This window comes from Clostridium sp. AM46-21 (genome assembly GCF_003480025.1).
GTDB lineage: Bacteria > Bacillota > Clostridia > Lachnospirales > Lachnospiraceae > Coprococcus > Coprococcus ammoniilyticus.
This window is the reverse complement of record NZ_QUIB01000005.1, coordinates 101015-113511: the sequence shown is the minus strand read 5'-3', so window position 1 is coordinate 113511 and position 12497 is coordinate 101015. Positions and strand designations below refer to the sequence as shown.

At 42.1% G+C, this 12497-nt stretch carries 14 protein-coding genes; all 14 read right to left on the bottom strand.

The features are described from left to right. The gene (locus tag DW959_RS04810) at positions 1 to 843 is read right to left on the bottom strand and encodes a hypothetical protein (protein WP_015560911.1); all 843 of its coding nucleotides are present in this window, start codon (positions 841 to 843) and stop codon (positions 1 to 3) included. A 52-nt stretch (positions 844 to 895) separates the two neighbouring features. Next, positions 896 to 1270, bottom strand: a complete 375-nt coding sequence (locus DW959_RS04805) for an electron transporter RnfA (RefSeq protein ID WP_117482436.1) — start codon at positions 1268 to 1270, stop codon at positions 896 to 898. 258 nt (positions 1271 to 1528) lie between these two features. Then, positions 1529 to 1945 carry a YjdF family protein gene (locus tag DW959_RS04800; protein ID WP_055068871.1) on the bottom strand — a complete coding sequence of 139 codons (417 nt, stop codon included), beginning with the start codon at positions 1943 to 1945 and terminating at the stop codon, positions 1529 to 1531. 253 nt (positions 1946 to 2198) lie between these two features. Next, on the bottom strand, positions 2199 to 4394 hold the full coding sequence (locus tag DW959_RS04795) for a VirD4-like conjugal transfer protein, CD1115 family (protein WP_118615568.1): 2196 nt from the start codon (positions 4392 to 4394) through the stop codon (positions 2199 to 2201). 6 nt (positions 4395 to 4400) lie between these two features. Further along, positions 4401 to 5519: a PcfB family protein gene (locus DW959_RS04790; RefSeq protein ID WP_117482434.1), complete on the bottom strand. Its 1119-nt coding sequence runs from the start codon at positions 5517 to 5519 to the stop codon at positions 4401 to 4403. Next, positions 5519 to 5923, bottom strand: coding sequence for a hypothetical protein (locus DW959_RS04785; protein WP_006858865.1), 405 nt, complete (start codon positions 5921 to 5923; stop codon positions 5519 to 5521). The genes DW959_RS04790 and DW959_RS04785 overlap by 1 nt, the downstream gene beginning before the upstream one ends. A gap of 9 nt (positions 5924 to 5932) precedes the next feature. Beyond that, positions 5933 to 7117, bottom strand: coding sequence for a hypothetical protein (locus tag DW959_RS04780; protein WP_118615566.1), 1185 nt, complete (start codon positions 7115 to 7117; stop codon positions 5933 to 5935). Between the two features lie 29 nt (positions 7118 to 7146). Beyond that, positions 7147 to 7461: a hypothetical protein gene (locus DW959_RS14485; RefSeq protein ID WP_242991790.1), complete on the bottom strand. Its 315-nt coding sequence runs from the start codon at positions 7459 to 7461 to the stop codon at positions 7147 to 7149. A 37-nt stretch (positions 7462 to 7498) separates the two neighbouring features. Then, the gene (locus DW959_RS04775) at positions 7499 to 8593 is read right to left on the bottom strand and encodes a relaxase/mobilization nuclease domain-containing protein (RefSeq protein ID WP_242991789.1); all 1095 of its coding nucleotides are present in this window, start codon (positions 8591 to 8593) and stop codon (positions 7499 to 7501) included. Beyond that, positions 8580 to 8912: a plasmid mobilization relaxosome protein MobC gene (mobC, locus tag DW959_RS04770; RefSeq protein WP_055273077.1), complete on the bottom strand. Its 333-nt coding sequence runs from the start codon at positions 8910 to 8912 to the stop codon at positions 8580 to 8582. Before mobC ends, DW959_RS04775 begins: the two co-directional genes overlap by 14 nt. Positions 8913 to 8916: 4 nt before the next feature. Beyond that, positions 8917 to 9441: a multidrug transporter gene (locus tag DW959_RS04765; protein ID WP_118615564.1), complete on the bottom strand. Its 525-nt coding sequence runs from the start codon at positions 9439 to 9441 to the stop codon at positions 8917 to 8919. Between the two features lie 391 nt (positions 9442 to 9832). Beyond that, positions 9833 to 10810 carry a DUF3991 and TOPRIM domain-containing protein gene (locus DW959_RS04755; RefSeq protein ID WP_118615562.1) on the bottom strand — a complete coding sequence of 326 codons (978 nt, stop codon included), beginning with the start codon at positions 10808 to 10810 and terminating at the stop codon, positions 9833 to 9835. Positions 10811 to 10814: 4 nt separating this feature from the next. Beyond that, positions 10815 to 11354: a JAB domain-containing protein gene (locus DW959_RS04750; RefSeq protein WP_004611525.1), complete on the bottom strand. Its 540-nt coding sequence runs from the start codon at positions 11352 to 11354 to the stop codon at positions 10815 to 10817. 109 nt (positions 11355 to 11463) lie between these two features. After that, on the bottom strand, positions 11464 to 12459 hold the full coding sequence (locus DW959_RS04745; RefSeq protein ID WP_005340571.1) for a DUF5688 family protein: 996 nt from the start codon (positions 12457 to 12459) through the stop codon (positions 11464 to 11466). Positions 12460 to 12497: the final 38 nt, after the last annotated feature.

Genomic DNA, 12497 nt, shown 5'->3' with positions numbered 1-12497 from the left:
CTATAATCCAAATGCCTTGCTTGTAAGTGTCTGTGCACCCTTCACACTTCCAACAGTCATTGCTATCGTAAATGTCATTTCACACAAATAAATAAGCGTCTGTGCCCAGTCAGCGTAACTTCCTGTAAATGCCGGAAGTCCTGCATTGATAAATGCATTACATACCACAATCGCAAGTGCCATCGTTACTGCCTCAAATACACACGAAAGAAAATATTTGCAGTAGGTAGCCATTGTATGACTGACCATTCTGTTTCCTGCCATCGTGGAACAGGCAATCGCACCGAGCGGCACAATAATCAGGATTTTTAAGAACCTGAAATACACTGTGTAGATGATAAAGAATCCACAGATAATAATGATGATTGCAAGCAAAGCTGTGAGTATCAGCATTACCAGACTCTCACCAAATCCAAGTTCCTTAATGATATCTGCCTGTGTACTGTCAATAGCAAGCTGTGTCGTTGTCCCGGCAGATATAAGTCCTACCAGATTTCCTATGGAAGTAAAAAACGCTTTCATGATCGTGACATTATTTGCAACAAACCATTCTGCAAGTCCCAGTCGGATAAGCATACGAAATATAGACTCAAACCTCATTTCATCTTTTACATCTATGCTTTCCGAGCAGAAACCGATAACAAAGAACAGCACAACGAGGGATGAACCGACCGCTACAAAGACCGGCTCAATACCCTCAATAACTGCCCAAGGACCTCCGCCCTTGAAACTGACCGGTGACTGTCCAAGCATTGCAAAGACCAGGGATATCTGATTGTTCCAAAACCCAAACACCGCCTCAAGAAGTGCAAGGATCTTGTCTCCAAGCTTAAAAATATCCATACTTGTTATTCACCTCTTTCCTTTTACTAAAAGGGGAACTTTTTCCCCCATCTTAGAAGCCTAAGAATGTCAGTACTGTTGAAATACCAGCCATCATGACACCTGCTACAATTCCTTTCAGTGCAGAGTTCATGGTAGATGAATCCTGCTGCTGGTAGGCTTGTGCGAACTCCATAACATTCTTTGCAAGAATGATGACACCAACCGCACCAATGACTGCAATGATAAGTGTCTTTAAGTTCTCAAGCGGCTGTGTTACTGCGGAAGTATCTCCTGCCGCAAAACAGGTTGTGCTCATAAGCATTACTCCCATAAGTGCCCCGGATAATGCCGGAACGAATCTCTTCTTAAAGTGAATGAATCTGCTCTTCATGCCTTTCTCCTCCATCTGATTGTTGTTAGTTGTAATAATCTGTTCTTTTCTCATGTTGTCTCTCTCCTTTTTGTTAAAAAAATAAGCCAGCAGGGATAATCCCTAACTGGCTGTTAAAAGTTACTCTATATGATCAGGCAATGCCTGTTGTAATGATTAAATCGGGCTTTCCCCGATATGGTGTGCTTCAATCACCTCCTTTCAAGGCGCAAAAAAGCACCTTAACCTGATTGGCTAAAGTGCTTATATTGGTTTGATATAAAATTGTTGTGAGTCAGACACACTGAACTCTGAGCAAAAGCCCAAGGGACTTTAATGCCCCTTATGCTTTTCTCTTTTCTTTTGCTGTTTCAACTCAAACATTCGCTGTTCTTCCGCCTCTTTTTTCTTGCGGCTTCTCTCTTTACGCACCTGTTTGTTCTGTTCCTGCTGTAATTTCAATGCCTGCTGTGATTTTGTGCCGATGCCTGTTTCCATCGTCTGCTTTTTCGCTTCTCGCTGCATCCGTTTCGGATTTCTTTTTATATCCTTTACAACAGTTTCAACAGCCGGACTGAATTTCAAACTGAAATAGTATTTTTGAATATATTCCTGCACTTCGTAATCTTTTGGTTCTGCACCAAATGTTACCTTCGCCACAGATAGTTTGCCATCTTCAATACGTTCAAATACACCTACCCAAAATGGTTCTTCAAAATATACCGTCAGTTTTCCACTTGCTTTGTCCATAAGAATCCCTCCTAAAATGAATTGAACAAAGAATGGACAACCCGGAGGGGCAGGTTACTTACCCTATTTGCATAGGACGGCTGGGCTACCTACCAGCTCTAGTACATTTTCAATGTACATTGCGTTTTTATCTTTGTATTTATAATCAAGCCATATGGCACGATTAACTTATTCGGTCAATTCCGATTTGCAAAAAGCATTCTTTTTTACATAGGCACAGTATACCATAATCCCTGTGCCTATGCGATAACATTTACTGCTTCTTCCGATATGAACTCATCCTCTCCACAGTAACCTCCGGATAGAAGTAAGTAAGAATCGTTGCTTTCGGAACTCCTGCAGCCAATGCTTTTTTCACCTCTTCCTTCTGCTCCGGCGTATATGACCAGTGCAGCATTCTGTTTGTGATAGTATCTTCCCACTTAGGCTTTTCCCTCTCAGGATTCCTTACAGGCTTAGCAACAGTACTTCCATTAGATGCATTGGCACTGTCAGCAGCATCAGACTTCTGTGATTCATCAACATACTCAAGCTCATTTGCCTGTTCTCTGTCTATCTTTGCTTTCTGCTCTGCTTCATCCTGCATGGAGAATCTTCTGCTTAATTCCGCATCACCAAGCATCATAAACTGCTCATAGGTAAGAGTGTCTATATACACATTCTCGCCCTTATCCTTCAGTTTTTCATAATACTTAACTGCCTTGTCTGAAAGAATCTCAAATGGTGGACCGATGAGATTATCTGCTCCCCTTATCTGATGAACATAAGGCTCTCCCTTGCCATCTGCTGTCTGGTTAAACATCGGATGATTGAATGGTATGAACTTATTGTCCATGATTGGATCAAAGCCACGGATAAAGATAATGCACTTCTTGTTATCCAGCTTTCTGACTTCATCGGGTGTAAACAGTTCTCTTCCTAATACATCATAGTTTCTTGAAGAGCTTCCCTGTCTGCCCTTTGTCTCTCCGCTTGACTTCTTATCAATCGTACCTTTTCCAAGCAGCTCTGACACATACTTGTGCGTACTCTGCTCATTGCCACCAAGGTAGATAAAAGTATCACAGTTGCCGGGAATTGTCTCCCAGGTATCTTTGAAAAGTGCCTTTAACTGGGCAAAGTTCTGAATGATGATAATACTTGAAATCTCACGGCTTCGCATTGTCGATAACAGCGAACAGAAGTCATCTGGCAATGCGACATTCGCAAATTCATCTAACATAAATGTCACATGGATTGGCAGTCTGCCTCCGCAGTTAAAGTCTGCCTGATAGTACAATTCCTGAAATATCTGCGTATATAACATACCGATAATAAAGTTATAGGATTTATCACTATCCGGGATTACACAAAACAATGCTGTCTTTGTCTCACCATCCCCATTTACTCCAATACCGATATCGGACAGATTAAGCTCATCTTTTGAGAGTAGTCGTAATACCTGCTTATTCTCAAGAAATGCAAGTCTTGAGTTAGCACTGATTATGATGGAACGGACTGTATCTCCTGCACCTCTCATACATTTGTTGTACTGCTTTACTGCCGGATGATTGGCTCCAAGCGGAGAACTTTCCTCTAAAAACTTCATACGCACATCCAGCTTTGATGCCTTTCCCTGCTCTGTAACCTCTGCCTCTCCAAGAAGTTTCAGTACTGTCTCGAAGTTTCTCTTTGCCGGCTGTACCTCCAGCCACACATAATAAAAGATAGACTGTAAGAACAATCCTTCCGCTTTTTCCCAGAACGGATCACTTGGTGTTGCTCCCTTTGGTGTCGTATTGCTGATAAGGTTTGTAATCAGCTTGACCACATCTGTTTCCTCTCTGATATAGGAAAACGGATTGTAACAGTCTGATTTATCCATCTCTAACAGATTTATGACCTTCACATTGTATCCGTTATTCTTTAGCATCTGACCGCAGCTTCTAAGGATTTCTCCCTTTGGATCGGTACAGATAAAGGAACAGTTATGTGGCATCTGCATAAGATTCGGCTTTACTTCATAAAATGTTTTTCCTGCTCCGGAACCACCACAGATAAGGACATTTCCATTGAGCTTGAGTCTCCTAAAATCCAGCGACATCTTCACATTCTGGCTGAGTATCCGGTTGAAATTCTCATCCTTATCTGCAAGTATCTTGTTGACCTGCTTCGGATTTTCAAATCTTGCCGTACCAAATTCCTTACCGGGCATATAGTTTCTCTGACTGGTGTAATACATGACAATAGCCATCGCATAGATACCTAATGCAATGGCTACTGCTTTTACTGTATTGGAATTGTAATAGTTGGCAAAGGGAACCGCACATACTTCATTGAATCTGTCCATAAATTCATTAAATGCTATTCCCTCTATCCACGCACCATTTATCAGATAACCAAGATACCCGGCTAACACTGCACCCACAAGAATGAATATCAGTGACGGCTTTTTCTTTGTTGTCTGCATAAGCTGTTACCTCGCTTTCTTTGTGGTAACAGTTTTCTTCTGTGTGGTCTTTTTCTGCTGCTTCTGCACTTTCTCGTAACGCTCCCTGACAGATGACTCCACCTTGTCATAGTGAGTATAAAGCTCGGTTCCTTTCTGGGTTGTCACCACACGATTCTGCTCATCGTAAAGCTTATAATCCTTGGTGGAATCAAGGAAGGTAAGCATTGTCTTTCCACCATGAATCTCCATGATGTTTTCCTTACGGAGCCATACATATCTTGCCTCTTCTCCCCATGTGCCGGGAACTCTGGTCTTAACAGCATGGTCATTCTCTTCGATAATCAGCTTCTTACTGATAGTCACATCTGATAAGTTCGCATTCTTTGATGCCGCAACCGCCCTCATTCTCTCAGCAAGGTCCTGATAGCCTCTGACACGATTGATAAATGCATCCTTGTCCATCATGACTGTATGGGTGCCATCCTCATTCTTGCTGCCAAGCACACCGATTGTCTCAAGCTGTCTGATGACACTTTCAGCCTGCTCACCATTGATGCTGAAATTCTCCTTGACCTGATCCACACTGATAGCTTTCTTTTCCATTGCAAACATTCCGACTTTCTCAATCAGTCCGTCAATGGCGGAATTAATCTTATCCCCTTCTATCGTGTGGCTTTTCTCGTTTCCCTGCTGTTTCTTCAAAAAATCCATCAGCTTGCCAAGGGACTTTTCATCTCCATTCTTCAGATAATCGTCAAATGTGGCAATCTTACCAAACTTGAGCTTCTGTATCATCATATTCACACGGGGAACTGCCTCTGTATGAAAGATTACCTCACTCAATCCGTCTTTCCTGTTACAATCCGGAAGTACCGAATACAGGATTCCATACTTCTTTGCCATCTTTTCGACCTTTTTCATATCTTCGGTATTAAACTGCAATACCTGTAAATCGCCACCCTTTAAGAGCAGCTTTCTCATAGATGTCTTACCAAGAGACTTCTCATAATCAAGCATCCCTTTTAAGAAATCTATTGCCTTCTGCATGGCAGCAATGCCGCCGCTTCCTACCTTCATGGCAATCTCAATGCCATCATAAGCTACACGGATGATCTGCACCGCTTCCTGAATCTCTTCTGCCATTATCGCACCTCCACTTTCTCTCTGACTGTTGTTTTAAGTGTTTCTGTCTCTGTAGTACGGATTTCCTCGGCAGATACATCAATACCATAAGCAGTCAAAATATCTGCTAGATGATTGATTGCTTTCTCCTCCTCGATACGGTACATTTCAAGTGCCACAAGCAGGTTTTCCACCTGTTCCACCCATGCAGGCTTCATATCATATTTAGACCTGTATGTGACCATAATCTCGTCCGACTCAGCCTTATCCGCTGAATGTGCCAAAGCTTCAATTAGAGAAATCGTATCTTCCTTGCTGCCGCTTCTGAATGCGAACTGGACTACAAAGTTTTTCTCTTCCTCCGTAAACTGATGCTCCACACCATTCATCTCTGTTACTGCTTCATTTACTACTGCTAAATTCATAAGTTCCTCCTAATCTGCCATGCTGTTTTCAAGCACAGCAATCTCAATGATCTCCTTCATCTTTTCCGCTGAAATGTTGTTGTTTATAAGCTCTACAAGCTGTGACTCAGTAAGTCCCTTTTCTATTGCACTCTTAATCTGCACAAGCTGCGCCGGAACAAGGTCTCCCGATGCAACCAGCTTTACAATGTCAGCTCTTGATTTTTTCTTAAATGACAGTCTTGCAAAAAGGCTCGCCACTCCGCTGTTGCTGCTCTTTCTCACACTTCTCTCAATCGGAAGTCTCTTCACCACATTTCCAGTACCATCAACTACCGGAATCTGATAATAGACCGGTATCCCATTTGCCACAGCCTGCATATTCTGCGGAACTGCAACTGTATCTACCATCTTTTTATCTGCCTGTGATATGGACTGGCTTTCCTGCGGCTCTGCCTTACTTTCTGCCTCTTTCTTATTCTCTGTGGCAACACTTATGATCTTATCTTCCAATGACTCTATTCTGTCTCCCATACGCTTCATCTCCTTATCCTTTTTCTCAATATCATCCCTGAGTCTTGCAATCGTACTGCTTGCCTTATTCAGTTCATTCTGCTGACTGTTGATAAGAGCATCCTTATCCTGGTTCTCCTTGACCAGACGCTCCCTGACTTCCTCATCATCTTTGGAAGTCTCTATTTCAGAAAGCTTCTTATTCAGGGCATCATACCTTTCATTCTGGTGATTGATCTTTTCAACCACTTCATCCATCTGAGAAATGAGTGCTTTCACATACTCAGACTCTTCTGGAATCTGTTCCTTGACGTTATTCAGCTGTTCCAGAACTTCCTCATATAATCGGCGCATGGTAATAGGTTTTTCCCCTTTGTCCATGACCTCCTTAATTGTCTGAACAGGTACACCCTTTTCATAAAATTCGAGAGACACCTGCATCTGATGAACCGAATACTTGGTATTCTTGATAATATCAATCACATCTTTTGGAACATCCTTATGCAGACACTCCGATAAAATCTTCATCTGTTCAATGTCGTATGACTTATTGAGATAAAGGCTGATCTCCTCCTCTGTCAGTCCATATTCATAATCACTTTTTACAAGAGCAATCGTATCTTCACTAAAATGCTTATTTCGGAGAAGCTGCAATTTTTTCTCGATTGCTATCGCACTAAGCGGTTCTCTGTTTTCTTCCATATATGCCTCCTAACTACTAAAAAAACAGCCTAACGTTCTGGCTGCTCTTTCCTGTCTCGTATTGTCTCTTTGTTGTACTGTGCATCTTTTCCATCTGATACGCTGTCTGGAATAAGACTCTTCCATATAGATTTACCAATATTCAACTCTTTGAATACTGCTCTTTCTTTTGCACATGCTTTGGAATACTCCTCTTTATAATGTTTACGCAGTGCTTCCACCTCTTCTAGGCTATATCCCTGTGATAAAAGCTTCTGTTTCAAAGTTTCCCATTGCAGATGTTCATCCGTAAAAAATACATCTCCCTGAAGGAAAGACTTTTCAGCAGGTTCTAACTCTTTCATATCATCTGCTGTATCAAAAAGTTCTCGACTTCTCTCCCTACTTATAAATGCGGCTTTTCTCTGCTGAGACTTCTTTTCTTTTATCTGTCAATGAGCTGATTACACTGACAAGCTCCTCTGCCGAATGAATGTCATGATTGACAAGGAACAAATACTCCTCCTGCAGTTTATGCATCTTACGGATATCTTCCTTATACTTCCATACCTGACTGTATGGCTTCTTTTTCAGCTTTCCTATACGGTATAGCTTTGCATAGTATCTCTTTTGAAGCCCCGACATCTTTGCCCTTCTGTATCTTCTCACCTTACACTTACACAGAACCGGTTGTACCTCTTTCTGCTGTTCCCTGTAAAATGAAATATCCTCTTTTTCTATTCTTTCTCGGATTGCCTCATCAGAATACATGTCCCCTAATGTCTTACATCTGCGAAATCTCGTCATTCCTTGTGGCTTTACCGCCAGATACTTTCCCTGCTTGACCTCGTATCCTTTGTCAGATAACAGCTCCAGAAACTGCTCATAATTTCCTGCCTGCAGGATGCAGGAATCCAGGTCTCTCTTAATCATATCTGCCCACACAAAACTGCCTTCACGATATTCGCTCCAGTCCTTATAGCTTTCATGCTCTTTTTCCTTACTGCCATCATCGACATCAATGATTGAAAGACCATATTCCTGACACAGCTTATTCGTGATTGGCTGAATATACTTTGCCCAGTCTCCCTTTTCATAGCGGTACTTTTTCCCATCCACAAAACTCACACTGTTAAATACAATGTGTGAATGAACATGTGCTGTATTATCATGCACCACATATACTGCCTCATATGATTTTCCAAGATACTCTTCCACAAATCTGCGGGTTATCTCAAATGCCGTTTCAGGATTCACTTCATCTTCCTTAAACGAAAGAATGATATGATATCCCTGCCTTTTATCAACTTTTCCAAACTTCCGTTTGGTCGCTTTCATTTGTTCAAAAGCAGAATCGACCTGACAGTTGATTGCACCGACGAGCCTTCCATCCTGTGTTTTCTCCGGATTCATCACATAATCAAGAGATCTCTTCAGATGTTTTCCGTGAAAATGCCCACCACAATCCTTCATATTAAGGATCTTACTGATTGCCAATCTTTACCACCGCCTCATCTACCTTCTGATTCAGTTTTCGCATATAAGCAATCAGCTGTGTCTTATCTTCCTTGGAATACAGTCCGGCATTATTGTTAAATACTATCTGGTTGATATTTATTCCAATTCTGTTGACTTCATTAATGAGCTCCTTCAGAATCTTCCTTATTTCCGGATAATCATTTGGTTTCTGACTGATAAGAAGACGGATATACTCAGCCTCATTCATTCCATTATCACATGCCTTTTTTGCAAGCATCTTGGCTTCCTCTGGCATTAGTCTTAGTGTTTTCCTAATACAATGAACTTTATCTGCCATAGACTCACCTTCCTCTCTTACCCGTACTATAATCCTTAATTCCTTCTGCAACTGTCACCGCAGCTTTTTCCAAATCATCCCTGCTACTTAGATGACTAATGAATGATTCCACCAATGCAGCTGCCATTTCATCAATCTCCTTTGCATAACAGGTCTTTTCAAACAACCTGTCCAGCCTCCGTTCATCTGCCTTCAAACTGTCATACTTATCCTGAAACTCACTGTAATCTTTAAAATCCTTTGGATCATTCCTGTGTACATCAGCATCAAGTATCAGTTCATAGTTCCATTCACAGACAATATCTATAACATCATCTATCGGGTATGGTTCAATTTCACCATTCTCCTCAGCTACATCCTGTCTGTACATCTTCCCATCAGAATCTATGCCAATAGCATAATCATGACCTTCCATATAGTTAAGCAATATTGCAGCATCTTCTATCGAAGGGTTAAGTAAGATATCAAATGTGTCTGCCCAGGCAATCAGTTCTTCTGGTTTTGAAAATAGCGTAACTTCTGCATCCATTGCTTCCTTGCACCTCCTTATCCGTGTTTAGTAAATATTCACCAAAGCTCCAGTCTCCGGTTAGTCCCCGGCGACTGCTAGATACGCATTAGAGACATCTCTGTCCTAATGCCATCTAGTTAGGGAGAAAATCTCCCTAAAACCCTCTGTTTATGGAAGTGGGGGCGCTTTTTGCCCCCACTTTGCTACTTTGGGGGCGCTTTCTGCCCCCACTTTGTTATTTTGGGGGCACTTTCTGCCCCCACTTTTATACTGACTTTCATCCGGATTTTGTCGTGTCCGAATTGCGGGGGCGCTTTTTGCCCCCACTTTGACATTTTGGGGGCGCTTTCTGCCCCCACTTTGCTGTTTTGGGGGCACTTTCTGCCCCCACACATTAAAATCCAAGTTCTCATGCCCTGACCGGTTCATCTGCTCTCTGATTCATTTGATTCAGATTAAGCTTTGCCGCCACAAGCCACTCGTTGTAATCCTTATATCCGGCTGGAGGCGGACAGTCTTCTACCTCATATCCAAGCTCATAATACTTTCTCATAAGTTCAGCTGCTGCTTTTCTCCCCGGCTCATCTCTATCAAGGCAGAACCGGATGGAAGTAATCTGCGGATGTTCCCGAAGAAAAGTCTCAAGTGGTGCATCTGCAAGCATCCCAAGTGCCAGCTTATTTGATTCATAATCCGTGAAGATATCCACATAACTCATAAGGTCGATTGCAGCCTCAAATACCACAAGCTCTGTACTGTTTTCATTTACCACGTTAAATCCATAGTTCTTATTATTTCCTGTGACATCACACTTGAATGGCTTGCCCTGCTTATCAAACACTCCCCGCATACTTGCAAATCTTGTCACTCCATTTTTATCATTTCCTTTGAAAACAACATTGTGGTAATGCCTGCTCTCATAAATCAGTCCTTCTTTTAAAAACAGATCTATGACTGCTCTGCTGATTCCTCTCTCCTGGTTCAGATAGGAAATAAGATAGGAATTGTCTCCTGCCGGTTCCGGTAGGACAAATGGCTTTCTCTCCTCTGTCTGCCTCTGCGATACCTGATGAACAAGTGGCTGCTTTACAGGATTCTCGATTCTTCTGTATCCTGCAAAGTCCAGAAGCCAGAAAACAGCCTCTTTTACACTCATTCCGCAGAACACCCGTAAGAAATCTATCTGTGAGCCGCCATTATTACCTTTGTCAAACTGTCTTGACCACCTGTACCAATGACTCCTGTTATAGATACGGATGGAATCCATCTCCTTTAAAGTGTGATATTTTCCAATCCTCTTTACTGTATAACCAAGACTTTCTGCGACTGCACACAGGTCAACACTCTTTGCTATGGCAAGCTCTTCATCCGTAAATCTTCCATCCATGCTCTCACCTTGCCTTTCCCTGCTCTGCTACAAGTGGTGACTTGATATCAAGTGTCCGATAATCAGTGCTAAGTGTAATCTTAGGATTATCAATCATGCCTTTTTCCCTGAAACTGAAAAATTCACGATTGTCTCCACCGACTATGATATGGTCAATGAGTGGTATTCCCATCAGTTCACACAGCTTGTTCATGCGGTCTGTCATCATGGTATCAGCCTTACTTGGGAATACGTTCCCGGATGGGTGACAATGGATTAACATCATGCTAGCCGCATTGCTTAGGATGCTTGATTTAAACAGCTCTCTCGGATGTGCCATTGCCTCATTTAAAGAGCCAACACTTGCAAAATGCACATTGATAGGTTTTAAATCTGACCTTAGATTGACCACACACACTACTTCCCTGTCAAACTGGCACATACAGTCTCCCATGACAGCAGCTATATCCGCCGGATTGTTAAAGGTATGCTCCGAATAAATCGGAGCATCCTTTACAAGTCTTACCGAAACCACATCAAGCTTGAAGTCATTCTTCTTTGGCATCAGACACCGCCTCCTCTCCAAACTCGACACGGATAACAAAGTCACCTTTCTGGCTGTTTATGAGAGCAATGAGTTCTTCCATTGTAAGTTCCTGCTCCATAACTGCCTCCTATCTGGACTTTTCCTTCGCATCATATACAAGGGGAGGTTCTGCAACGATACCATCAAGTCTCTTGTTTGGTGTATCAGTTGCAAGTGTGAGTTTTCTTAAATCCTTATCATAGTGATATACCTGATTGGAAAGTCTCTCGTCCAAAGACACCTCCTGCATATTTACCTCGACTACCATCTGTGCAAGCATCTCAGGGCTTCCCATATCTGAAGATACTGCAATAACCTCATGCACGCTCGAAGGGAGAATATAAAGGTCACTCTCTAAACTCTCTGCCAGCTCATGAAGCTCATTCTCATAAAGCATGGATGCTGCACCATTGATACCCTTTTCATTGGAAATCACCCACATCGTCTGCTCCGGTGGAATCTCGGCTATCATCATCTCTGCGATCTCCTGTGGCATCCCATCCCTTGCGAACATTTCTTTCATAATGTCATTCATGCTTCGTACTACAGGTGGGAAGAGTCTTCTTGTGTTTTCCGCTGCACACTTAAAGAGCTGTTCCTCACTCATTCCAAGTCTTTTCGCAAATTCATTTGTAATTTTTGAACTCTGCACCGCATCCTTATCGGCACTGATTATTACCTTATACACAATAGAAAGATCCTGGAACTCCCTGTGAGGCACCTGTTCCAAAAATGTTTTATTCTGCTCTGTATTGATGAGCTGGAATACAATCTTCTCGTTAGCATCCCTCATAATGCTGTCCACATCAACAACCGGAGTCTGCTCATATGCCCTTTCCATAAAGTCACATGCAGCCATAAGTGTTTGCTCAAGATCGCCACATTCCTGATACTTCTTATACATGTCATTGATATAAATCGTAGGCGAAATGTTCCTGCCTTCTTCTCTTAAGATGATGCCATCAAGAGTCACATTCACCTTTTCCACTGGCTCTGCCACAAGCTCCATTCCTTTGAATTTCTCAGGCATATAATCCATAAACTTTTCTTTTACTACTTCCTTAAAAATCTCGTAATTCATCATATTACGGTTCCTCCTTAATCTAAAAAAGCAGGGAACAT

Excerpts from the sequence above, each read along its gene's own strand:
- DW959_RS04810 (WP_015560911.1), bottom strand. The coding sequence starts at position 843 with ATGGATATTTTTAAGCTTGGAGACAAGATCCTTGCACTTCTTGAGGCG.
- DW959_RS04805 (WP_117482436.1), bottom strand. The coding sequence starts at position 1,270 with ATGAGAAAAGAACAGATTATTACAACTAACAACAATCAGATGGAGGAG.
- DW959_RS04800 (WP_055068871.1), bottom strand. The coding sequence starts at position 1,945 with ATGGACAAAGCAAGTGGAAAACTGACGGTATATTTTGAAGAACCATTT.
- DW959_RS04795 (WP_118615568.1), bottom strand. The coding sequence starts at position 4,394 with ATGCAGACAACAAAGAAAAAGCCGTCACTGATATTCATTCTTGTGGGT.
- DW959_RS04790 (WP_117482434.1), bottom strand. The coding sequence starts at position 5,519 with ATGGCAGAAGAGATTCAGGAAGCGGTGCAGATCATCCGTGTAGCTTAT.
- DW959_RS04785 (WP_006858865.1), bottom strand. The coding sequence starts at position 5,923 with ATGAATTTAGCAGTAGTAAATGAAGCAGTAACAGAGATGAATGGTGTG.
- DW959_RS04780 (WP_118615566.1), bottom strand. The coding sequence starts at position 7,117 with ATGGAAGAAAACAGAGAACCGCTTAGTGCGATAGCAATCGAGAAAAAA.
- DW959_RS14485 (WP_242991790.1), bottom strand. The coding sequence starts at position 7,461 with ATGAAAGAGTTAGAACCTGCTGAAAAGTCTTTCCTTCAGGGAGATGTA.
- mobC (WP_055273077.1), bottom strand. The coding sequence starts at position 8,912 with ATGGCAGATAAAGTTCATTGTATTAGGAAAACACTAAGACTAATGCCA.
- DW959_RS04765 (WP_118615564.1), bottom strand. The coding sequence starts at position 9,441 with ATGGATGCAGAAGTTACGCTATTTTCAAAACCAGAAGAACTGATTGCC.
- DW959_RS04755 (WP_118615562.1), bottom strand. The coding sequence starts at position 10,810 with ATGGATGGAAGATTTACGGATGAAGAGCTTGCCATAGCAAAGAGTGTT.
- DW959_RS04750 (WP_004611525.1), bottom strand. The coding sequence starts at position 11,354 with ATGCCAAAGAAGAATGACTTCAAGCTTGATGTGGTTTCGGTAAGACTT.
- DW959_RS04745 (WP_005340571.1), bottom strand. The coding sequence starts at position 12,459 with ATGATGAATTACGAGATTTTTAAGGAAGTAGTAAAAGAAAAGTTTATG.